This window comes from Sporosarcina sp. SG10008, from assembly GCF_044569405.1.
GTDB classification, from domain to species: Bacteria; Bacillota; Bacilli; order Bacillales_A; family Planococcaceae; genus Sporosarcina; species Sporosarcina psychrophila.
Genome location: NZ_CP172607.1, coordinates 791,627 through 815,155, shown reverse-complemented (window position 1 = coordinate 815,155; position 23,529 = coordinate 791,627). Strand labels below are relative to the sequence as shown.

Annotated in this window: 23 protein-coding genes; 8 read left to right on the top strand and 15 right to left on the bottom strand. The window is 36.8% G+C overall.

Annotation, left to right across the window (positions count from 1 at the left end):
• Positions 1 to 7 precede the first annotated feature (7 nt).
• From ACGLYD_RS04105 to ACGLYD_RS04095, 3 genes are all read left to right on the top strand, one after another.
• Positions 8 to 925, top strand: a complete 918-nt coding sequence (locus tag ACGLYD_RS04105) for a DsbA family protein (RefSeq protein WP_342537861.1) — start codon at positions 8 to 10, stop codon at positions 923 to 925.
• A gap of 132 nt (positions 926 to 1,057) precedes the next feature.
• On the top strand, positions 1,058 to 1,972 hold the full coding sequence (locus ACGLYD_RS04100; RefSeq protein ID WP_399631525.1) for a ketopantoate reductase family protein: 915 nt from the start codon (positions 1,058 to 1,060) through the stop codon (positions 1,970 to 1,972).
• A 196-nt stretch (positions 1,973 to 2,168) separates the two neighbouring features.
• Positions 2,169 to 2,543: a hypothetical protein gene (locus ACGLYD_RS04095; protein ID WP_067207337.1), complete on the top strand. Its 375-nt coding sequence runs from the start codon at positions 2,169 to 2,171 to the stop codon at positions 2,541 to 2,543.
• Between the two features lie 224 nt (positions 2,544 to 2,767).
• Here ACGLYD_RS04095 and ACGLYD_RS04090 read toward each other — a convergent pair whose 3' ends face one another.
• A complete protein-coding gene (locus ACGLYD_RS04090) occupies positions 2,768 to 3,355 on the bottom strand; it encodes a YitT family protein (protein WP_067207335.1) in 588 nt (195 codons plus the stop codon).
• A 211-nt stretch (positions 3,356 to 3,566) separates the two neighbouring features.
• On the opposite strand from ACGLYD_RS04090, the gene ACGLYD_RS04085 reads away from it, so the two are divergent.
• Positions 3,567 to 5,162 (top strand): catalase, encoded by a 1,596-nt coding sequence (locus tag ACGLYD_RS04085; RefSeq protein WP_342537859.1) that lies wholly within the window; start codon positions 3,567 to 3,569, stop codon positions 5,160 to 5,162.
• Positions 5,163 to 5,281: 119 nt separating this feature from the next.
• Here ACGLYD_RS04085 and ACGLYD_RS04080 read toward each other — a convergent pair whose 3' ends face one another.
• Complete coding sequence (locus ACGLYD_RS04080; RefSeq protein WP_067207329.1) at positions 5,282 to 5,869, bottom strand: NAD(P)H-dependent oxidoreductase; 588 nt, start codon at positions 5,867 to 5,869, stop codon at positions 5,282 to 5,284.
• Positions 5,870 to 5,989: 120 nt separating this feature from the next.
• On the opposite strand from ACGLYD_RS04080, the gene ACGLYD_RS04075 reads away from it, so the two are divergent.
• Positions 5,990 to 6,418 (top strand): MarR family winged helix-turn-helix transcriptional regulator, encoded by a 429-nt coding sequence (locus ACGLYD_RS04075; protein ID WP_067207326.1) that lies wholly within the window; start codon positions 5,990 to 5,992, stop codon positions 6,416 to 6,418.
• 419 nt (positions 6,419 to 6,837) lie between these two features.
• Here the strand turns inward: ACGLYD_RS04075 and ACGLYD_RS04070 are convergent, their stop codons facing one another.
• Positions 6,838 to 7,227 carry a stage II sporulation protein P gene (locus ACGLYD_RS04070; protein WP_342539765.1) on the bottom strand — a complete coding sequence of 130 codons (390 nt, stop codon included), beginning with the start codon at positions 7,225 to 7,227 and terminating at the stop codon, positions 6,838 to 6,840.
• A gap of 442 nt (positions 7,228 to 7,669) precedes the next feature.
• Between ACGLYD_RS04070 and ACGLYD_RS04065 the strand changes: the two genes are divergently transcribed.
• The gene (locus ACGLYD_RS04065) at positions 7,670 to 9,523 is read left to right on the top strand and encodes an LTA synthase family protein (protein ID WP_187047243.1); all 1,854 of its coding nucleotides are present in this window, start codon (positions 7,670 to 7,672) and stop codon (positions 9,521 to 9,523) included.
• Positions 9,524 to 9,563: 40 nt separating this feature from the next.
• Here ACGLYD_RS04065 and ACGLYD_RS04060 read toward each other — a convergent pair whose 3' ends face one another.
• The 5 genes from ACGLYD_RS04060 to ACGLYD_RS04040 form a co-directional block, all read right to left on the bottom strand.
• Positions 9,564 to 9,929 carry a glyoxalase superfamily protein gene (locus tag ACGLYD_RS04060; RefSeq protein WP_399631519.1) on the bottom strand — a complete coding sequence of 122 codons (366 nt, stop codon included), beginning with the start codon at positions 9,927 to 9,929 and terminating at the stop codon, positions 9,564 to 9,566.
• A 763-nt stretch (positions 9,930 to 10,692) separates the two neighbouring features.
• Complete coding sequence (fabF, locus tag ACGLYD_RS04055; RefSeq protein WP_340741777.1) at positions 10,693 to 11,931, bottom strand: beta-ketoacyl-ACP synthase II; 1,239 nt, start codon at positions 11,929 to 11,931, stop codon at positions 10,693 to 10,695.
• Between the two features lie 32 nt (positions 11,932 to 11,963).
• The gene (locus ACGLYD_RS04050) at positions 11,964 to 12,539 is read right to left on the bottom strand and encodes a TetR/AcrR family transcriptional regulator (RefSeq protein WP_338653005.1); all 576 of its coding nucleotides are present in this window, start codon (positions 12,537 to 12,539) and stop codon (positions 11,964 to 11,966) included.
• 109 nt (positions 12,540 to 12,648) lie between these two features.
• Positions 12,649 to 13,488 carry an aldo/keto reductase gene (locus ACGLYD_RS04045; RefSeq protein WP_399631516.1) on the bottom strand — a complete coding sequence of 280 codons (840 nt, stop codon included), beginning with the start codon at positions 13,486 to 13,488 and terminating at the stop codon, positions 12,649 to 12,651.
• 65 nt (positions 13,489 to 13,553) lie between these two features.
• Entirely contained in the window at positions 13,554 to 14,729 is a 1,176-nt protein-coding gene (locus ACGLYD_RS04040; RefSeq protein WP_370569996.1) for an MFS transporter, read from the bottom strand.
• Between the two features lie 216 nt (positions 14,730 to 14,945).
• On the opposite strand from ACGLYD_RS04040, the gene ACGLYD_RS04035 reads away from it, so the two are divergent.
• Positions 14,946 to 15,317 carry a helix-turn-helix domain-containing protein gene (locus ACGLYD_RS04035; protein WP_067207314.1) on the top strand — a complete coding sequence of 124 codons (372 nt, stop codon included), beginning with the start codon at positions 14,946 to 14,948 and terminating at the stop codon, positions 15,315 to 15,317.
• Between the two features lie 415 nt (positions 15,318 to 15,732).
• On the opposite strand, the gene ACGLYD_RS04030 is transcribed toward ACGLYD_RS04035, so the two are convergent.
• From ACGLYD_RS04030 to ACGLYD_RS04010, 5 genes are all read right to left on the bottom strand, one after another.
• Positions 15,733 to 16,170 (bottom strand): VOC family protein, encoded by a 438-nt coding sequence (locus ACGLYD_RS04030; RefSeq protein WP_338653007.1) that lies wholly within the window; start codon positions 16,168 to 16,170, stop codon positions 15,733 to 15,735.
• A 493-nt stretch (positions 16,171 to 16,663) separates the two neighbouring features.
• Positions 16,664 to 18,538, bottom strand: a complete 1,875-nt coding sequence (locus ACGLYD_RS04025; protein WP_399631513.1) for a serine hydrolase domain-containing protein — start codon at positions 18,536 to 18,538, stop codon at positions 16,664 to 16,666.
• Positions 18,539 to 18,815: 277 nt separating this feature from the next.
• Positions 18,816 to 18,974 carry a hypothetical protein gene (locus ACGLYD_RS04020; protein ID WP_399631510.1) on the bottom strand — a complete coding sequence of 53 codons (159 nt, stop codon included), beginning with the start codon at positions 18,972 to 18,974 and terminating at the stop codon, positions 18,816 to 18,818.
• A gap of 358 nt (positions 18,975 to 19,332) precedes the next feature.
• On the bottom strand, positions 19,333 to 20,106 hold the full coding sequence (locus ACGLYD_RS04015; protein ID WP_399631508.1) for a hypothetical protein: 774 nt from the start codon (positions 20,104 to 20,106) through the stop codon (positions 19,333 to 19,335).
• Between the two features lie 435 nt (positions 20,107 to 20,541).
• Entirely contained in the window at positions 20,542 to 21,084 is a 543-nt protein-coding gene (locus tag ACGLYD_RS04010; RefSeq protein ID WP_399631505.1) for a DUF1572 family protein, read from the bottom strand.
• A gap of 421 nt (positions 21,085 to 21,505) precedes the next feature.
• Between ACGLYD_RS04010 and ACGLYD_RS04005 the strand changes: the two genes are divergently transcribed.
• Positions 21,506 to 22,243, top strand: coding sequence for a sulfite exporter TauE/SafE family protein (locus tag ACGLYD_RS04005; RefSeq protein WP_067207301.1), 738 nt, complete (start codon positions 21,506 to 21,508; stop codon positions 22,241 to 22,243).
• Positions 22,244 to 22,476: 233 nt separating this feature from the next.
• On the opposite strand, the gene ACGLYD_RS04000 is transcribed toward ACGLYD_RS04005, so the two are convergent.
• Positions 22,477 to 22,731, bottom strand: coding sequence for a hypothetical protein (locus ACGLYD_RS04000; RefSeq protein ID WP_342537847.1), 255 nt, complete (start codon positions 22,729 to 22,731; stop codon positions 22,477 to 22,479).
• 297 nt (positions 22,732 to 23,028) lie between these two features.
• On the bottom strand, positions 23,029 to 23,337 hold the full coding sequence (locus ACGLYD_RS03995; RefSeq protein WP_067207290.1) for a hypothetical protein: 309 nt from the start codon (positions 23,335 to 23,337) through the stop codon (positions 23,029 to 23,031).
• Between the last annotated feature and the right edge of the window lie 192 nt (positions 23,338 to 23,529).

The window sequence follows — 23,529 nt, the reverse complement described above, 5'->3', positions numbered from 1 at the left end:
AATTAGAATGAAAAACAATATGATATGCGATTTAGAAACTGGCGTATGCGGACCTGGTGGAGAAACAGAAATGCAATTTATCGATCTCTCCACGCCTAAAAAGAAGGTCGACTTATATTATGTAACGGATCCAATTTGCTCCCACTGTTGGGCACTGGAACCCGTTCTCCGAAAATTCGAGGCGCAATATGGCCAATACGTCAACACGCATACATTGATGGGTGGATTATTGGAAAACTGGAACGGCTTTGCGGACACCGCAAATGGCATCAATGGTCCTGCCGATGTCGCTGAGCATTGGAGAGAAGTCGGTGAGCATTCTCGTATGCCGATTGACGGGACTCTTTGGCATGATAATCCGATCGAATCTTCCTTCATTCCTTCTCGTGTATTTAAAGTGATTCATAAGCAAAGTCCCGAAATCGCCAATATATTTTTACGCCGCGCACGCGAAGCCCTCTTCGCTTTCAATCAAAACATTGCGCAAGATGACATATTAATCGATCTTGTCAATAAAGTTGGCCTTAGTGGAGTAGAAATCGTCAAACAATCGAAACTGCCGGAAGCTGAAACTTCATTGCAAGAAGACTTTCAACTCGTTCGTCAACTAGGCGTCCGTGGATTCCCAACTATCGTCATGTTGAATGAAGAGAAAAAAGGCGTCAAGATTGTCGGTGCACGAGCACTTGAACAATACACGGAGGCACTTCAACAAATGCTGCCCGGGGAGATTTTGCAACCAAAACAACAATCAAGTTTGCAGTCACTTATCCAACAAGAAAAACTGTTATTCTCACGTGAAATCGAAGAATTTTATGCAATTAAAGAACAAGATGTTGAAGCATTCGTAAGTGATCAATTGGTCAATACCGATTATAAAACGAAGGAAGTTCTTGGCGAAAAATATATTTCGATCATCGGTTAATGTATACGATGGCAAGCTAGACATATCCTGTCCGGCATGCCATCGTTTTTCATTACACGTAATTCAATGATTCTAATAACCCAGACTACTGTAGAATAGAATTTATCATACAGATATAAGGAGGATTATGATATGAACATATTAATCGTCGGAGCAGGAGCGATTGGCGGATATTTTGGAGGTAGGCTCTTGGAAAAAGGAGAGAACGTTACTTTCCTTGTACGAGCAAAGCGCAAAGAAATGCTTGAAAAATCTGGCTTGAAAATTGAAAGTGTCAACGGGGATGCTAAGCTCGCCCCGCGAATGATTACATCAAAGGATATTGGGGATAAATTCGATTTGATCCTCATTTCTACAAAGTCCTATCACCTTACCCAAGCAATCAATGATATACGTCCATTTGTAAAAGAGGACACGATTATTCTCCCCCTCTTGAATGGCGTCGGGCATCTCGAACAACTAATCAAAGCTTTCGGAGAAGATGCCGTCATCGGTGGTCTTTGCTTCATCGAAACGACACTTGACGAACATGGAACCATATTACAAAAAAGTCCGATCCATCAGCTTATTTACGGCGAAAGATCTGGGGAGATCACACCTCGTATGGAAAAACTGAAAGCTGCTTTTGAAGGGGCCAACGCTTCATGTGTGCTAAGTGAGCAAATCAATCAGGAAATGTGGCATAAATATTTGTTCATCACTGCACTATCCGGTATTACATCACTGATGGAGTCACCAATAGGACCAATTATGGAGTTGGAAACCGGGCGTAATACTGTTGCTACACTGTTGGAAGAACTCGGCGCAATTATGAAGAAAATCAATGCACCAATACATGATACTATCACGCAAGAACTGTATACCAAAATTAGTGATATGCCATACCTTATGAAATCCTCGATGCAGCGAGATATAGAAAAATCCCTTCCGCTAGAATCCGATCATCTGCATGGTTTATTATTGCAACACGCGAATACACATGACGTCCCAACCCCGATACTGGAAACGATTTATACGAAGTTAAAGATTTACGAAAAAGAAAAATGACAGAAACAAGACCGGGTGGATGGACACCCGGTCTTGTTTTGTATGTCCTCTTTCGATAATCAACTCTAAACTGTGGTCAAATCATTCACATACATATCGATTATTTCTGGATTGCTTTGAAAAACATATCCGCCGGACTTATTTTCCACCGACAATTTGGCAACACTTTAATATACACATACAAGGGCGGAAGGGATTGAATACTTTCATGTTTGCTTTGAATGGAGATACTTTACTTTATTATTTTCCTCTCCTATTAGTTTTAGTTACGTTTGAATTGTCGCTATCAGTTTATAAATCCAGTGATTCACAATGGACTACCAAGCTCGCGGCCGGAAATTTCTTTGTTAATCTTCTATGGATTGCTCTCCTTTTATCTATTGTATTTAATCCTAATTTGTTCACTCCTGAATTTGTACCGTATATGGTGGAAATCTACGACAGTACTGCCGAGAAAATCACTTTAATAATAAACTTAAGTAAGACTGCCATCGTATTAGCGGTCATTGTGACAAATTCAATTGATGTTCACAATGCGTTCAATAATATCGGAGTTAAAGAAGAAACGTAACAGAAGTATATTAATAAAAAGTGATACGGAGTTTGAAATGGATTCTTATTACAACACGTGCTTAAGATTGAAACCCCAGTCCTACTACTGAGAACAATTTACACAAAACCGAAGACTTTCTAAAGGAATGCTGACAGAAACAAGACCGAGTGAAATGTACACTTGGTCTTGTTTCTGTCTTCTTTTTAATTACAATGAAGAATACGTATTTTCATTGCCCTATTCTATGCATTTGCGGATTTTAATACAATCAGACTTGTTGTAATACCAACCATAATCACTGTCGTAAACGACAAGACTAGATGAACAGAAGGTATTAATAAGCTTCCCATTGTGACAATCAATATATCAATGCAAAAGATCATAACACCTGGATTAATGGACAGTTTCCTTGCAATCATTTGTGCTAGTAAATCGGTTCCCCCAATACTAATATCAAGGCGAAGCATGATACCCACCCCAACACCGATAAATATCCCTCCACATATTGCACTTATTAGAGGACTAGTTACCAATTCCCTTCCGATCATATTCAATGGATATAATAAATCCATGATTAGGGATGAAAGCAACATGCCATGGATTCCGTTGTAAAAAAAAGAACGGTAATACTTCCAAGCAAGCATAAAGATTGGGATGCTTACGATAAGAAATGTAAGCCCCACTTTGACACCCATCGCATAATGGATAATTAGACTGATACCAATCGCACCACCATCCAACAACCCAAATGGAACAAGAAATAAATTTACACCGATCGCGACTAATAAACTTCCGATAAATAGCGTTAGCGCCTTTTGTAAAATGTACACAGGACCCCACCTATTTCAAATACTTTATAGATGTATATGCCTGTCTCAAGCATTTCTTCACTCAGTTACGACAATTCGTTATAGTAAAAAACGTAAACAGGAATTAAATCCTTCTTAATTGAGCAGAGTGTGGATGAGATCCCTGTTCAAAACGTATTGTCCTACGATTTACTATGCACACGTTTCATCATATTAAAGAGGAGGTTATCAATTGTCAGACGATCTATTCAATAACAAATTGAATGAAGAACAAGAAGATACATTGACGAATAGACAGGGACATCCTGTTACAAACAACCAGAATCTAAGAACAGTCGGCAATCGAGGTCCTGCTGTTTTAGAAAACTATGATTTTCTAGAAAAAATCAGCCACTTCGACAGAGAACGTATTCCTGAACGTGTTGTCCATGCACGTGGTGCAGGCGCGCATGGCTATTTCGAAGCCTATGGAACAGCTGGTGACGAACCCGTTTCCAGGTATACACGCGCAAAACTTTTTCAGGTAAAAGGCAAACAGACGCCTGTATTCGTCCGCTTTTCATCCGTTATTCATGGTGGACACTCGCCTGAAACACTTCGTGACCCTCGTGGATTTGCTGTGAAATTTTATACAGAGGACGGTAACTGGGATCTCGTTGGAAATAATTTAAAAATATTCTTTATCCGTGATGCAATCAAGTTCCCCGATATGATTCATGCTTTTAAACCAGATCCGATTACGAATATTCAAGACGGCGAACGCTTTTTCGACTTTTGCGCCAGCTCTCCCGAATCGTTCCATATGGTGACATTTGTTTATTCGCCCTGGGGCATCCCTGCCAATTACCGCATGATGCAAGGCTCCGGTGTCAATACGTATAAATGGGTGAACCAAGAAGGCGTTGCAGTACTTGTCAAGTATCATTGGGAACCGAAACAAGGTATTAAAAACTTAACCCAACAACAAGCAAGTGAAATCCAAGGGACAAGTTTTAATCATGCGACACAAGATTTACATGACGCGATCAAAGAAGGTGATTATCCTGAATGGGAGTTGCTTGTCCAAATTATGAGTGACGACGAACATCCAGAACTCGATTTCGACCCGCTCGATGATACGAAATTATGGCCTGAAGATCTGTTCCCATGGTTACCTGTCGGAAAGATGACCTTAAACAAAAACCCTGAAGATTACTTCACTGAAGTTGAACAAGTAGCATTCGGTACAGGTGTGCTTGTCGATGGTCTTGATTTCTCTGATGATAAAATGCTTCAAGGACGGACTTTCTCCTATTCAGATACGCAGCGTCATCGCGTTGGCGCCAACTATTTACAGCTACCCATCAATTCTCCAAAAAAACGGGTAGCAACGAATCAGAGTGGCGGACAGATGCAATATAAACTTGACAGAGCTCCGGGTCAGAATCCTCATATTAACTACGAGCCATCGATCTTAGGCGGTTTAAAAGAGGCTGAACAAGACGGAATAGAATACACTCCTTATATTGAAGGTAAACTTGTGCGAGAGTCCATTGACCGACAAAGCAATACAAAACAAGCCGGAGACACGTATCGCAATTTTGAAGAATGGGAACGAGCAGATTTAATTTCAAACTTGGTGTCAGACCTTTCAAATTGTGACCCACGTATTCAAGTTAAAATGATAGCTCTTGCGGATGAGGCGGATGAAGAATACGGACGTCGTTTACGAGAAGGCTTGGCACAAGCCTCAACAAAAGGATCGAGTCAGAAGCCCCTCGGAAATAGAGATGGCGATAAAGCCCCTGATGAAGCAGTGGAGAAAGGTCATGACGCCGATCCATATTAATAAAACAGCTCACTCAATGGAGTAAATCCATCTGAGTGAGCTGTTTTATTCTACTGAACTTGAATTAGTAAGCTTTGCTTATCGTGTACCTACATTTTAAAAGTATCGAAATACTTTTCTTACCGATCTACTCTTTTAAAATAAAGATAAATTTTCTCTAATTTTTTTGTTTGTTTTCCTTTTAAACTTTCCATATTACCAAATTCAAAAAACTTCACTCTTTTGATTCCTACAAAACTAAACAGTGCTTTTTTCATCAATATTTTATGTGCATTATTCAACCAGAGAAGTGGATATTTTGTAGGGCCCTTCATAGTCGATACACATACAACTGACTTTCCTTTCAAAAGTCCTTCTGGTAGTAGTCCCTTCTTATCCCTGTAAGCAAAATTCGCAGAAAATAATTGATCAATGTATCCCATAAGCATTGCTGGAGGTCTTCCCCACCAGATTGGATAGACAAAGACAATCTTATCAGCCCAAGTAATTTGTGTTCTATATTTTTCAATGCGAGGATCACGATACATATCACGTCTTCGTTTATGTTCACTAAACACTAGGAGTGGATCAAATTTTTCTTCATATAAATCTAATACCTGTAACTCCTTTATGTTCGGATTTTCATTACTTCCTTTGATAATTTTTTGTAAAAATGCATAATTTAAACTTTTGTGATTAGGATATGTGTATATAACTAGCGTTTTCATAACGCACCCCTTTTACTTATCATATGATAAGTAAATAATAGCACTCTCTTCTTTTTGTTGTCAAATGATAATTGTATTAGGACAATGTTTTTGATATCTTGTGAGTAAGAGGTGAGAATTATGGACAAAAAAGCTCTTTTTTATAAATGTGTATCATTTACAACTTCTGTTCATCGCGTGACACACGAATTAACCAAAAATACCAAATCAGATTCCGTCACACCAGTTCAATATAATATTCTTGAGTATATAGCCGTTAGTCAACCTGTTACTCCTAGTGAAATCAGTGATTGTCAGCATATATCTATGCCAAACACGAGCCGTGAACTGAAAAAATTAAGCGAAAAAAATCTAATCGAAAAATCAAGTGATACCGAAGATCGACGAAAACAATATATTCGCCTCTCAGAAGATGGGGAAACCATGATGAACGAGTCTTTTGCATGTGTAGAATTTCGTTTCCTAGATCGAATACAAAATGCTTCGAATGAAGATTTAGATGCTATTAACCAAGCATTAGATATTCTTCAAAAAAAACTATTTTATTAATAGACATGAACTACGGTTTAATCCTCTCAGAGGTAATGGGAGAACAAATAATGGATAAAACAAAACGATTCACCTGGCATAAAATTGGGGGATCGTTTTTTAATAGTATACAAGCACACGTGTTGATAACCAAAATAAACCAAAAAAACAACTTAATCAAACACTAGGCGTCCCGAGTACGGTTGCTTTTAGATCGCTTTGGATTGAATGACTCCTATACCAGTACCGAGATATCTTGATCTATAGGATGCGCATGGTGGTCGTTCATCCGTCGCCCTCCAAAGGCACAAGTACACGAAGTACTAAAGCTTTTTGGGACGAAAGAAATTCAACAGACGTGGTATACAAGATGAATTTTTCATATTAAAACTTGGCAGATTCCGATATATATCATAGATCATCCGTGTTTAAGTAACAGATTAATTCGTTTCAATTATTTCTTTAATGATTGTCGCTAAAATATCCGCTGCTCTATATTCTTCTTCCAATGTATTGTCTATCCCGCCTATATTCATTAATACTGACTCACCAATGAGATCCTGATTGTAAGTACTTTGTGCCTTACCATTCTTAACTATTACCCCTCTCGAAATTCCAGGGTATTTTTGCTCAATTTTAGCGTGTAGTAGTTCTGCGAAATCCACATTTTCATCGTAATTCTTGCTTGTTCGAGACACTATTAACGCCACCTTTGCATATTCTTTTCCATTAGCGATGAAGGTGCTATCTTTTCTTGCTATGGAATCCCTGTGAATATCAAATACCACCTTTACAAATCTCAATGATTCTGTCTTCCAAGTTTTCTGCATCAAGCAAATATATCCCCCCTCATTTTGTCATACAACCATTATTCGTTTAAGCTACCGAAAAGGTTACATGTTTTTTTGAAAAGTTCCTCCAACTACTAGTGTTGATTTTCTCCTTTAACGAGTAGAGTGTATTTCTATGTTAGATAGCTAAAAATGATCTGTTAATAGAGATTAAGATACATGATAGAAATACATTCCAGCGTTTAAAGTAAATTTATCAAACAATTTCGATGAAGGGTTTCACTATATTTAATGAAATGAAAACCGTCAAATCCACTTTAGCACTGTCTAAACTTAGGGCTTCGGCATCCCCTTTCAAGTCTATTTTCATTTACTTCTTTAATTACAAAGAAGTTCCATCTATTTCCTTCTTTTTATTTCACATCAAAAAATATCTTTGTTACACTATATTAATAGAAAGTTCTATTTGGGGGTACTCAATATGAAATTGTTCATCAAAAAAGTTAAGCCTATTCTACTACATCCAACCACCCTGATTTTGACCTTACTTTTCTTAAAAGTGATCGCATTTCGTGTCGTCGTTTTTCATAACAAATCTGTCTTCCATATTGCACTCATTGAATTTCCACTATGGGCATTCTTACTTTCACTCATCGTTCTCTTCGTAAAGAAACGGACATGGACCGGCATCTTCGTATTCAATACGATATTGTCTGTATTATTTATCGCCATTATTTACTACACGCGTTACTTTTCAACAATTCCATCCTATTATGACTTACAGCAACTTTATCAATCGAATTCTGTAGGAGGAACAGTCGGTCTTCTAAGCAAGCCCTATGATTTCCTCTTTTTCCTGGACCTACTACTTATCCTTCCAATTGCATATTACTATAATGCCAAAAAAATAAAATCTTCAGCTAAAGTAACTAGACAATTAGCGATTCTATTTGGAAGTATTGGTCTTATTACAACACTACTAGCTTTTAGGCAACCACTTATTGACGTTTCTTATTTTGCAAAAGAGAATGGCTATTTACAATCGCAAGCGGTGCAAGTTTTCACGCGGAGCTTCGGTATCGCGCTAGCTTCTGATGTTAATTTATCAGAACAAGACGTGGAGAAACTCAAAGGGAATGACTACGTTCCCGCAAATAAGCATAATTCCTACGGTATTGCTAAGGATCGTCATGTATTCGTCATTCAGGTCGAGTCATTACAAGGCTTTGTGATCAATAGAAAAGTGAACGGACAAGAAATTACACCCTATTTAAATGCCTTATTGAAAGATAGTACATATTTCGATAACGTATACCAACAAATCGGGGCGGGCAACACTTCTGACGCCGAGTGGCTTATGCACACGTCCATTTACCCTGAAGGTATGGATCCGACTGTCAATGTCATTAATGGAAAGCCAGTCCCTTCTCTACCTCGAACTTTACAAAGGAATGGCTATGGTACAGCCACTTATCATGCCGATGACATTACCTATTGGAATCGTGAAAAACTATATCCAGCACTCGGTTTTGACTACGTTTATACCAACAAAGAAATTCCAGCAGAACAAGAAATAGGATTTGGACCTGCGGATGAAGTACTGTTCGATTTTGCTGCTAAACAACTGCCCATGCAATTTAAGAAACATGAAAAAATATATTCAAACATCATTACACTGACAAGCCATACACCGTTTGAAATGCCTGAAGATCTTCAATATCTAGTATTACCGGATAGTTATGACAGCACATATGTCGGCAATTATCTTCAATCAGTCCGCTATACAGATGAGCAAATCGGAATATTCATTGATACATTAAAAGAGGCGGGCTTATATGATAATTCGTTGATTCTAGTCTACGGGGATCATTCGGGTGTTCACGGGGCTCCTGTCACAAAAGATGATGAGGCTATTCTTTTAGATCTACTCGACCATCCTTATAACCTACAAGACCGTTTTATCGTGCCGGTCATTTTTTCAGGAGGCGGACTTTTCTCCGGGGAAACGATTAGCCACTTAGGCGGACAAATTGATCTGATGCCTACATTATTAAATTTACTCGGAATAGAACATGATGCACAGATGATAGGTCACGATTTATTTCATTACGAAAACAATTTACTTGGCATGCGTTACCACCTGCCAGGCAGCTCCTTCATAAACGATGACACATTGTATGTCGCACCAAGCGCTAAATTACCTGCTATCCTCTACAACTTGGAAACCATGAAAGAGAAATCTCGGACAAATAAAACACAACAATCTATCGACAACGCCTTAAAAATCATGCAACAATCCGATCAAATCTTAAAATCGTATAGCAATCGAAAATAATAGAAAACGGGTTATCTTTAACGAAAGATAACCCGTTTTTTCATTCTCTATCCTCAAAGAAAACAATGCGATTGCTAAATGGCTCAATAACTGTCAGTTCCTTCGTTTGCCATGGAGTTGTTTCAAGACCTGGACGTGCGAAGTTATATTCTTTCGAGTGAAGCACTGCATGGAAGCTTTCGATATCTTCAATCTCTATCCGAATAGCAGCCCCCGGACTACAATCCCCGTGATGCTCTGATAGATGAATGATACAATTTCCGTTTGAAACCAGCATATACAACGGCAAATTATCCTCGAATCGATGCTCCCAATCTAATTTAAATCCCAAATAGTCAACGTAAAATTCTTTTGCTTTCTTCTCATCGAATATACGGAGAATCGGTGTGACACGTTTACCATTCATACAATGCACTCCTCGCTAATCCATAAAGTCATTTAATTTCACTATATATGTTGAACAAATGAATACGGCGTATGCGTTTTACAAGGGCTTTTGGGAGGCCACTGAAAAAGCATTAGTACTTGGAATGGTTTAGAATTCCCACTAATATCGCTTCGACGCTTTGTGGATGCCTCCCGCGATAAGCCAGAAAGAAGACCCCTTGGGAGGGATTGAACTGCATCCCTCCTTAGTCTTATCGCTCCGGCTACCACGAAGTCGCGCCTGCGCTGGATTGTCTATGTGAGAAAGGGCTTTTCATTATCTACGATGAAATCTGCAAGCTGGGGCACGTCTTTATTGACTATAAGTAGTATCAACTAGTAATCAACTTATAATCTCAGCATATACATCTCGAAATTACATTTCTCTCGATAATGAACACCCTAGCGCAGGCGCGGCAAAGGGGTCGCTGAAGCCGTAAGACTGGGTGCGAAGCGCTAATCCAGGCTTACGGCGAAAGGCATCCCCAAAGCGCCAAGCGTTCTACAATCCAGACCCCGAATTAATACTCTCTTATTTTGAGCGCAACGTCAGATTCAATAGGATTCTTTAATTCAACATATATAGACTACTTCTATATAAATGAAGCTCCGTCTGACAATCGGACGGAGCTCCACATGTATTTAGTTACTTTATAAAGTTAATCTTCAATCAGAGGGGGTTCTGATCCCCCTCCGATTCTTCTTGTGTCCTTAAAGACTCGATGTCGGAGTCTTACTGCCCGTTAATGCGGGATAAATTTCTTAAAAGCAAGTACTGCATTATGCCCGCCAAAACCAAAGCCATTTGAAATCGCATAGTTTATCTCCATTTTCACAGCTTCATTTGGAACATAATTCAAGTCGCATTCTTCATCTGGATTTTCGTAATTGATAGTAGGTGGTGCAATATCTTCCAGTATACTTTTAAGCGTTATGATTGCTTCAACCCCACCTGCCGCACCAAATAGATGTCCTGTCATCGATTTGGTTGAGCTTACCTTTAACTGATAGGCATGAGAACCAAAAGTAGCTTTAATGGCTTTCGTTTCTGATTTATCGCCCTCTGGTGTGCTCGTTCCATGCGCATTAATGTAATCAATATCAGTCGGATTAAGTCGTGCCATTCCTAAAGCTAATTTCATCGCTCTTGCTGCTCCATCAAAATCCGGGGATGTAATATGATAGGCGTCTGTTGTTGAACCGTAACCCACGATTTCGCCCAGGATGGTTGCTCCCCGTTTTTTAGCATGATCATACTCTTCAAGTACTAAAATTCCTGCGCCTTCCGACATAACAAAGCCATCACGCTCACGATCGAAAGGGCGGCTCGCCTTTTCAGGTGAATCATTTAAAGTAGACATGGCTCTCATTCTTGAGAAACCAGCAAAAGATAATGGATTTATTGAAGCTTCTGCTCCCCCCGCTACGATAGCATCGGAATAACCATGTAAAATATTCAAGTATGCTTCACCTATTGCGTGGTTACCTGTTGCACAGGCAGAAACTGGCGAAAAGCTCGGACCTTTAAAACCATATTTAATAGCTATAATACCTGCCGCCATATTACTAATCATCATTGGTGCCATAAATGGAGAGACCTTTCTTACGCCTCTTTCTAGTAAATGTTTATGATTTTCGAGTACAGTGTCAATTCCACCAATTCCAGATCCAACGTAAACGCCTATTCGCTCCTTATTAACGGTGTCCGAATTGAGTGCTGATTGGTCTAACGCTTGTTTTGCCGCTGCATAAGCGTACTGCGCAAACAAATCATATTTCCCCAATTCTTTTTTATCAAAGTATTCTTCCGCTGGAAAGTCCTTTATACGCCCAGCAATCTGTGTGTTAATTTCTTTGAATTCATCGTCCTCAATTTTTCCAATCCCAGATTTACCTTCTTTAATATGATTCCAAAACGTATCTACATCATTTCCTAGTGGCGATACGACTCCATATCCCGTTACAACAACTCGACGTTCCATATACTAATACCTCCCATAAAATCGTCATGTATTCACATATTCCTAACTCCATCATTTCCATTTACAAGCAGTTTTAATTGATCAATTACTATTGAATACAAATATTCTCCTACTACACGTCTATATTGTAGCGCACCTTTAATACTCGATATTAGAAGAGCGGCTAATGCCCCTGTATCATGTGTTAGTTTTCCTTCTTCCTTTAAAACATCAAGAAGCTTTTTTAAATAGTCTATCTCCATTTGACTCAATTGTTGTACACTCTCTTGCATAGCGATCGGTAAAAAGTTATAGTCTGCTTGTAAAGATGATATCGGGCAAACTTCATTGTTACCAATCTGATTAGCTCTTCTTGAAATAAACTCCCATGGTTTATCTTCACTGTTTATTTGAGCTTGATCAATGTTCAAATAAGATTTTTCCAGACCTTCTTTTAACTTTATACAAACGGCTAGACCTAAATCCTCTTTCTTCATGAAGTGATAATGAATGCTAGCTTTCGTTACACCAAGTTCCTTAGCCAAGTCGTCATAACTAAAAGACAAATAGCCCTTTTCTCGAATATTTCTAAGTGCTAGCTCAATGATTTGTGATTTTCTATTTTCCATAACCAAATACTAACTTACTAATAGGTAAGTGTCAATTGACTCTAGTTCTTACACCATATATTACAAAATGAAAAGCCCCTATCTAGGTTAAGATAGGGGTTTAGTTTATTTAAAAATCAAAGTTATCCGGATCTGGACCCACTCGGTGATTCTGATTCAAACTATCAATCCGTTTCATATCATCCGCTGTTAATTCAAAATCAAAAACTGTTGAATTTTCAGCAATACGATGTTCTTTCGTGGATTTCGGAATTGTAATAACGCCATTTTGTAGATCCCAGCGTAAAATAACTTGGGCAATTGATTTACCATATTTATCGGCGATTTCCTGAAGATCTGTGTTGTCGAGTAATTGTCCTGCCATGAGTGGAGACCATGCTTCCAATTGAATATCCTGTTTTCGGCAAAAATCACTCAATTCTTTCTGCGTCAAACGTGGATGGTACTCCACTTGGTTCACCATTGGTTTAATTTCCGCATCCTTCATCAAATCCTCAAGATGATGAATTTGGAAATTACTTACGCCAATTGCTTTAACCCGTCCTTCTTTATAAAGTGTTTCTAGCGCTCTCCATGCCTCTTTATATTTTCCTGCCACTGGCCAATGAATAAGGTATAGATCTAAATAGTCTAAACCTAGTTTCGTTAAGCTCTCTTCATAAGCTGCAATTGTTGATGCGTAGCCCAACTCTGAATTCCAAACTTTTGATGTGATAAATAAATCTTCTCGCGCAATACCTGTTTCTTTAACTGCCTCACGAATACCTTGTCCTACGCCAACTTCATTGCCGTAAATCGCCGCTGTATCGACACTGCGATAGCCATGTGTAATCGCAGTTTTCACCGCATTTATTAATTCTTGACCCTCTTCCACTTTAAATACACCAAGGCCAAGCCAAGGCATTTTCACACCGTTATGCAACATTGTTGTCGATTGTAAGTTTTTCATTATTTATGTCCTCCTATTTTTTAATTAAAGTTGTGTTGCAGATTATACGTTTCCAATCACCCCCTTTAGGTTAGATTAATCCTTTGCTGATCTTTTCTTTCTAGCGCCCGACTGACGCCTGTTAGTATGGCTGCAATCAGTACCATTGCCCCCCCGATCCAAGCCGTATGAATGAGCCCAATCGAATCAGTAACCACTCCACCTACGTAGGCCCCCATCGCGATCCCCGCATTAAATGCAGCTATGTTCATAGCGGAAGCAACATCTACTGCACTTGGGACAAAACGTTCAGCTAACATGACGACATACACTTGAAGTCCTGAAACGTTCATGAATGCAAACAATCCCATGAAAAGAATTGTTACTAAACCCACGACCTTAAATGGTGCCGTAAATGTTAATATGAAAAGCACAATCGCTTGCGCAATAAACATATAGAACAGCGAGCCAATCGGGTTTTTATTTGACAGCTTCCCACCAATCATATTACCAATTGCAATCGCAATTCCGTAAACAAGTAAGATGATCACGATGGTTCCTTGTTTAAATCCTGTTATCGTCTGAAGCAACGGAGATAAGTACGTGAATACAACAAATGTTCCTCCGTATCCCAGTGCTGTAATTGTCAATACTAGCAATATCCGACTATTTGTTATGAGCTTAACTTGATCTCGAATCGTTGTTGGAGTACTTTGACGTAAATCGGATGGAACAAGAATACTATTCGCAATAAACCCTATAATCCCTATCACTACGATTGCCACAAAGGCAAAGCGCCAACCAAACTGTTGTCCAATAAATGTCCCAAATGGAACTCCTGTAATAGTAGCAACCGTAAGTCCTGTAAACATGATTGAAATCGCACTTGCTCTGCGATTCTCTGGAACTAAATCAGCAGCGATTGTCGACCCAATTGACATAAACACACCATGTGCAAACGCTGAAATGACACGGGCCATAAGCAAAACCGTAACACTTGTTGCACCCGCCGCAATCCCGTTTCCTATGATAAAGACTATCATAATCCATAATAACAATGTTTTCCGTGGCATTCTTGAAGTGAGCGATGTTAAAATTGGAGCACCTATCATTACACCTAACGCGTACAGGGAAACAGTTAGTCCTGCAGTCGTCACCGATATATCTAAGTCTTGGGAAATCAGAGGCAAAAGCCCAACACTAATAAATTCTGTTGTTCCGATTGCAAATGCACTAACAGCTAATGCAAGTAGTGCAAACATACTTCTCTTTTTATCTAAAGTCACTTTTTTCATCCTTTCTTTTCCTTTGTTGTATGATTGAATTTACAAAGACCACAATGAATACCTCGTACAATTCATCTGCAAATGTTAGTATGAGTCACAGGGATTAAAAAGAAAAGTACGCACTTTTAAGTACTATAGGTACCAAAAAGTTATATAGGTACTTTTAAGTACCCATTAGTAAGGAGGATGAGCATGACAAAAAAGAAGTATAATATATCCGTTGAAGCGACATTAGAAGTGATCGGTGGAAAATGGAAATGTGTCATTCTATGCCATCTGACACATGGTAAAAAACGTACAAGTGAATTGAAACGTCTTATGCCAGATATCACGCAAAAAATGCTCACGCAACAATTACGTGAGCTAGAAGCAGATGGCGTTATTAACCGGATTGCTTACAACCAGGTTCCACCGAAAGTAGAATATGAATTGAGTGAATACGGTTTAAGCTTGGAGAGTATATTAGATTCGCTATGCGCTTGGGGGAACGTACATATTATGAAAGTATATGGAGATAAGTTTTCCGTCCTAGAAGAGGGCATTTTAAACGATAAACTAAAGTGATAATCCATATTAATTGAGCGTAGGTCCCTTAATAGGGGAAATCAAAGCGGATTTTAAAGAAGCACTGGTGTCTACCCCTTTATGCAGAAAAGAGTGCCTCTCACAATTGTTTGTGAGAGGTGTTTTTGCTTACTTCACCTTATACAAGCCGAACCATCATTATGAAAGAGTAAAGTTCTTTACTGCATTTCATATAATTTGTTAAATAAACCAACTGCTGCCACCGCCCCGTTAGCTGAATAAGAAATATTACTATTGGTACACTAAATTACCTGTTAGTTGAATAAGAACAGAAACACTTACATAACAATCGCGCCCGCTTGCGGAACAACTTTATCGACGTGATTACATATTTCACTGGCAGGATGTCAAAATCCATCAATTATTGGCCCGATAACTAGTAATTACCCATAATTTATTTGATTTTCTCCGCCAACTCTAAAATAATTCCCTCTGGCCCACTGCAGTAGCATAACTTATAACTTTCTTCATAGTGTAGTATCTCACTAAAGATTTTCGTACCTTTCTTTTTCAACTTGGCAACAATAGCTTCAATATCTTCAACAGCAAAGGCAATATGCCGAATACCCGGGGTATTTGCAAAAGGTTGCTGAATTTCTCTTTCATCTGACGGATTATAAAATTTGATTAGCTCTATCCATACTTGACCGTCTGGTGTCCCTAATCCTACACAAGCTACTTTAACGTCATTAAGCCCAAATACCTGATTTATCAACTCTCCTTCCATTTCCCATTCCCCTTGCACCTCAAGGCCAAAATCGAGAAAAAAATCTTTAGCGGCAGTGAGATCATTTACGATTACACCCACATGATCTATTCTATGGATTTTCAAATCTCATACCTCCTTTGTTCCTGTTATTTTGCAATATCTTGTATTCTTGATAAGTTTGTTTGTAATTCTAATTCGCTAAAAACAGAAAATATCCTTGTTCAATAAACTGACTGATTGTTCAACTAACTTGCTTCTTTAGTTCAAGAAGGAAAGCTTTACAGTTGTTCCACTAACCACCCGTTAGTTTAAGTGAAATTCTTCATGTAGTTAAAAAAGTGACGCTATAATTAATTCTAAACATTAATTTTAACCGTATATAACGTTCTCTAAGTGAATAAATAGCTAATTCCAAAAAAACCGAAATATTATTAGCGATACAAATGATAAAAAGGTAATTAAAAGTGATGATAAAATAAAAGTATGTTGACTAGGGTAACTTATTTTTTCTTTCATTGTAGTTACTCATCACACAAATATCAGCAAAAACCTCATTGTTTTCTCATTGAACTAAATAATCAAATATCAACAGCGTAAATTAAACAGAGCCTTTTCACTAAGAATAAAACTGCCATGTTATAAGTAAAAAGATTAATATAACAATAGTAACGATTGATAGAAGATAAATAGCCCTCTGTAATTTTATTAGAGTTGCCTTTTTCCAATTAACTAGAATGAAAATAATAAAAACAACACTTAAAATAGTTAAAACATAATTAGCAACTATTTGTGGGAATACTTCAAAATATCCTCGATCACTATTACTCAACATCCTAATTACTAATAAAATAATATTTACGATAAATGCTGTACCAACAATATTTAATAGGTAAACCCATTTTCTTATTTTTATAGAAGTTTTTTTTCTTCTCCGATTCAAAATACTGATTACGATTAAAACGAATGGGGAAGCAATAAAGTATACTAAACAATAAATGAATAATACAGCACTTATTGTTAACCAAAATATATTTTTATCTAAAGGGAGATAATCTGAAATCGATGTAGAAATTTGTTTAACTTCACCATCCTCTATAGAAAAATAAAGAACATTTGTAGGAATAAACATAGTACTACCTTTTGTCATTTTATAAACATTTGGATATGTTTGGACGTAATTAGCTTTCATACCTACCAAACTTACTTCAATTTCGTTCGCATTTAGTGATTTCACTGTAAGTGGTAGTAAATAGTAATACAAATTTAAAAATCCACTTTTCATTCTGCGAGTAGTAAGATACGTTCCTTCTGTGATTTGTGAGTTTGGTAAGTCCGCCAATTTTACTTCATCTATCTCTTTTTCTCCAACCAATTCCTTCGTCAGTCCATAGGAAATATCAGACTCTGAAGCTTGATTCGTTAATATTATTACTGCAAAGTTTTCTTCAGGGACGATATGAAAATTACTTGAAAAGGAAACTGTATTTCCACCATGTGTTAATCCTTTAAACTTTCCATCATACTCCCAAAAACCATGTGCGATACCAGGGACATTTTCATTAATAGCATAACTTTGCGAAAGCATTGTAACTAGCGTATTTTCATCCTCAAACAAAACGTTTTCATTTTCGGATTGTGGCATAAGTGCCATTGCAAACTTAGCTAAATCTGGTGCTGTTCCATTTATTTCACCGCTAGGATACATGGACATATAGTACGGTGTCGATAGTTTGAAATCTCCTTCTTCAATAAGCTCATATCCATTTACTTTGTTTTTTGTTATCTGCTCATTTCTCCCTAAAGACAAATATGAAGTTGAATCTAGAATACCTAATTTTTGAAATATATGTTCATCAACATATTCATTAAAGTCTTGTTCTGAAATTAATTGAACTATATATGCAGCTAGAGAAGTTGAATAATTAGAATAAGCAACGACTTTACCTGGACGATATACTTGGTTTGGCTCAGCAATTTTCAATCCTTCTTCTAAAGATTTTACACGGTATTCGTTAGCATATCCCGTGTCAAAAATATTTTCCTCAAATCCTGCAGTGTGATTCATCAAATCCAACATAGTGATAGGGTCATCATATGTTAGTTTTGTTAAAAATCCTTTTGGTAAATATCTGTTTATATCTTCATCTAAATCGATTTTTCCTTGTTCGACTAATTGCATGACCGACACCCAGACAAACAATTTACTTACTGAACCCCATTCAAAAACAGCAGTATTCGGATTTATTTTAATTTGGTTTTCAATATCTCCATAACCATATCCTTTTGATAAAACAACTTTATTATCTTTCAAAATAACAATGCTCGCACCCGCAGTTGTTTCACCAATATATTCATGTGCATAATCGTCTACGAAACGTTCTACATCGGATATTGAAATTCCAGATGGTGTTGTAAGTTCATTAGCATAAATTTTTTCGGTAAAAAACAAAGATAAAGCTATTATTAATATAATGGAAATTTCTTTATTCATGCGGCACCCCCTTACAATAGGATATATTAGCTAGTTATGGAATAGACGGTATTTCATATAAAAAATTATATAATGATTTTAGGTTGTTACGTTAGAGGACGGTTTTTTCGAAACGATTTAGTGGATATGCTTTTATTAAACCTTCCTACAGACAACTAGATAAATAAAAAGACCGTCATTAGACGATCTGCTGTTGTTCAACTAAAGCAACCCGTTATTTTAATAAAAAATATTGTAATACTACTAAAATAACTTCCCTATTCAGTTAGATAGTTCCCTAATCCGAGTCTGCTTTTTCTTTCTTTCCAATGCTATACCCAAGTACAATACCTAAGATAAGGGAAATTAATACATCCATTTCAAAACCTTTTGTTATCAAACTTAATACTACCGCTGTCACAACTGCCCCTAAGATTGCTAATAATAAATTTTTCACAAATCGCCCTCCCTCAACCGCGTAGGTTCAAATTGTTTTAATATTATAATTTTATACTAACATTTATTTATTATAGTTGAAATGTATTATTCAACTATACTGCTCCTTATGTTGAATAATAAAAGGGTGCTTAACCCCTAATTGAAGTAGAGCACCCGTTAGCCATACATGTAGCGCAAAATCAGCGCTACATCACAGAGGATGAAAATATATGCAGAACATTCAACGAAAAAATGCAGAAGGTTTGTTGAGAACTCTCTGTTAAAACCATAGTAATAAAAGTCTTGCGATTTGTTCTGTTACTTTGAATTTTATACCACTCAATTGAACGGGTAATTTTTTCTCATAGGTACTTATTTTATTTATATTTATAATACGAAGGTTCAACACCTTCGTACGCATACAACGTCGATGTGTTTCGTTCAACGGTGTAGGATATTAGCCAAGTATTTTTCGAATTTCCTATTTGCCAATTTTCTTTGAAGGTCACAATATATTTTTCATTCCCTATTACTTTAACGCTAGTTTCTCTCACAACGTTATACCCATCAATTGTTTCTTCTAAAGACCCAACTTCTTTCGGGAAATAATAGATAAGATTTTCCATTCCAGCAGATGCAGTGGTTATCGCATCTTCTTTTGTGAAAGGGGGTTGAGGTGGTGAAATCCATTGTAAAAATAACCACGACAGAAAAATAAAAGCAATAGGCATTAGTACAAACATTTTTAAACTTTTCCCTTTACTTTGTCTTTTGTAGAGCCATTTATCAATAACTCCGTACAGTATAGCCACAAGCATACCAAGCCACATTAACGCTTTTTCTTGAAAAAATAGTCCGTTTGCCAATCCAAAAACACCCAAAATAAGTATTGTTAACCAATCCTTTTTCAAGAACCATTTCCGCTGCACTGCATCCAAAATTAGCGACACAATGTTCCCGTACAGTAAAATAACGACTCCTACATAGATACAATAAACCAATAACCACCCTAGAAAAGAATGCCCTTTGTTATATTCAAAACCATCATAATTAAAAACCATACCGTACACCATCAACCCTGAAAAAGTAATTGTGGCAACAAATGTGGTTAACAGTTTTCTACTAATTACATTTTCTATACCTTGTTCCATGACTTTCCTCCTCCCTTCATTCCCGACACAATAATAATAAACCACATACTCACTCTGAACCAACATTCCGTTAATAATATTTAAAAAATAAGTGCACAAGAAAAACCTATCCGCATGAACGTAACGCTGTTCAGTACAATAGTGCAAAATGCAAATTAAATGACCAAATAGATTACTAATTCACATATAGAATAGTGGTCTTTTAAATGCCTTTATACCAATTTTTCTAGGCGAATAGCGCTCGTTTTAGCATTTCAAATATCGGATGAGTCGAATGGCTTACAATAATTATCGTAAGGTAACATTATCGTGTTAAAATCAATGTTATTTAACCCGAAAAAAGCACCGCGATTAACAGTGCTATTTGTTATATAATTCGTGTTATTTGAAGCGTTTTCTTCTTTTTTGTACCACTAAACTGAACGGGTTAGCAATTTATTCACAGTTTCTTTTCGTAGATGCCATTTCATTAAACTTTTTTGAACCGTTCTTAGGAATGCTTAAAATTATCCAATCATTATCTCTTATTTGTTTTCCAATATATAAAATTTGCCCTAAGTGATAACTGATATGAGTGACTTCAGTTTGAATTGCTTGAAGAACACTTAAAGGTTGTTGTCTCAAAGTTATTGTTTTATACAAATCTTCTTCATTAAGATTTCCTAAGGAATTAAAAAGTAATTTCCATCCATTTGTCCATATTTCCATAAGCAGTTCCTTTGATTCAATATCATCAACAAATTCTGAATCTCTATCCCTATATGATTTCTCTCCATCAGTAGTTAAAAAATCTACCCATCGAGAATGCATATTCCCACTAATATGCTTTATTATTATTGCGATACTGTTCGATTCTTCGTTGGGTTTCCAATGCAGTTCTTTTTCCGAAAGTTGGTCAAATGCCAATTCCGCACGGTCTTTAAAATGTTCAAATTGCTGAATTATAATCGATAGATATTCTTTTTCCAATTGACGCATGATTCCCCCTCCTAAGTTGAATACACAAATTATACAATTCTTTTATATCCAATAAGAATATTTCTTGTTAAACTAACCTGCCCCTTTAGTTTAAGTACAATTTTTCACAATCTCAACTAAACACTAACATAAATATCCAAACTCCTTTAAGGTGATGTTCAATTAAATGGCCCTTTCATGAAGAAAGACGCTCTTTTCATTTCAGAAAAGCTCCCTATTGTTGAAGATTGTTATTAAAAAAAACCGTAAACCTTTAGTTGAATAAAAAACACAATATCGAAAAAATTCTTCTACCTTATCGTTCCATTCATCGAATTTTGATTTAATAAATTAAATAAAAAGTTGTTTCATTTAGAGTTCATATCAAAAATTAGACGTGGTAAACTGAATCTATGGTGTAATTTTGAAAGTAGGTTGTTCAATGGAATTTGTCATCTTTTTTATGATTGGAATTATAGGTAATGTTGTCGGTACATTGGTTGGAGGAGGGGGACTGATTAGCTTACCCACTATGTTACTTATGGGGTTACCCGTGCATTCAGCAATCGGTGCAAACAAGGTTTCCAATACTGTCAGTTCACTCTCAAGCTTTCTTGTCATATTAAAGAGAAAAGAAGTTTCCTCGAAAGAAGCATTATTAGTCCTAATGTTTTGTCTTGGAGGAGGTATTTTAGGTGGACTCATTGCTTCCTTTTTAAGCGGAAGTACCCTAACGATTATTGCAATCATTTTATTAAGCTTTGCATTTGTAACTTCCTTCATGAATACAGGTAATTTTGATGGAACTGAACAGTTTCATGCAAATAAAAAATCAGGAACTGCACTAATTGGTATAGGAATTTATGACGGAATGTTTGGGCCAGGAAGCAGTACACTTGCGATGTATTTATATGCAAGCCAAAAAATTGCCTATATCCGAGCAATTGGCTTAGCAAGAGTTGGGGTTTTTGCAAGTTGCTTTGGTTCTGCCATCACTTACATATCAACGGGTAAAATTTTCTGGCCACTTACCATAGCATTAATGCTTGGATCCATTATTGGTGCACAGTTCGGAGTAAGATTAGCTCATAAATTAAAAACGGAACATGTAAAACCACTTCTTAGATTAGTAACAGTTCTATTAATCTTACAAATGATTGTAGATTACTTTAATTTTTAAAAGTATCTTTTTTGAAGATACTAATTGAATTACAATTCTAACCAGGCAAACAAGACGTCCATCACATTTTTGGATCGACGCCTCCTCCTTGATTTAAGATAATATTTAAAGGGGTTCTAAAAAAAAATAAAATTCTATTCAATTTGTTCTTCAACTATCCTGCCCCGTTAGATCAAGAAGAAAAAAGGCTTTACTCCTTCTTGAAGTAAAGCACCTCGTTAGTGAAAAAAGCATTACATTCCTGATAATAAACTTGCAAATACAACCATCAAAAATATCAAAAGTGATATTCCTAATACTGTTATAGCCAACTTAAATCTATTCCTTTTAATAATTGAAATTACGGAAACAATTAAACCTATGAAAGCAATTAATAAACTAAAAACTGTAGGAATTGGCTCAGGTAATCTTGCCAGTGCGGTACTAAAAAACAATAGAAAAAAGAGAATTTGTAGTGAAAATGAAATTAATAAAGCCTTGTTAATCATTATGTACGTCCTTTCAGGGCAACCCAAGTATACATAAAGCAAGAATTGGAATTCCAATTAACTTCAAACTAAACTGTCCCTTTACTTTAAGACGTTTGACCCGTATAGAAGTTCTAATATTAAGTAAATTACCCTGTTTAATTTAGCAAAAATCATTTCTGCATATTGAACTATCCTGCCCCGTTAGTTTAAAAAGAAACTCGTTTATCTCCATCCGCAAACCATCGATTCGATCGCTGAACGGGTTTGTATGCTGCATGCACCTCTGGTTGACATAACGCCAATATTAGGAAGTAGTTACCTCTCCTCGGCTACCGAATGTTCAATTTGTGTTAGACGCCAGGGTACTTCCTTCTTTTTTGAATACATTGAAAAGTACTCTCTATCTTCCTCGATAAGATTCCAAACCATCTCTTCTTGCACCATTATCTTAAATGCTTCCTCTTTGTTTTGGTTGTTCGGATCGTACGCCTCAATCCAATGGTCTTTGTCGCTATGACCTTTTTTTACGACAACCAATGTTGAAGCGGTATATGTGAGAGGACCTCCACACGCAGCAAGAAATAATGATAAAAGTATAAATGTTAATCCCAAAGTTCTTTTCATTTTTCTCCTCCATGATTTAAAGATGATCTTGCATTTCAACTATTTGGCCCGATTGCTGAACGACCTTGTATAAGCCATACACACCAGGTTAACATAACGCCTGTTCACGGAAGTAGTTACCTCCATTACGCAATAAAAAGCAGTCAATTTTAAAATAAAGTACCTTGTTAGTTTAATAATATTGCTTTTGAT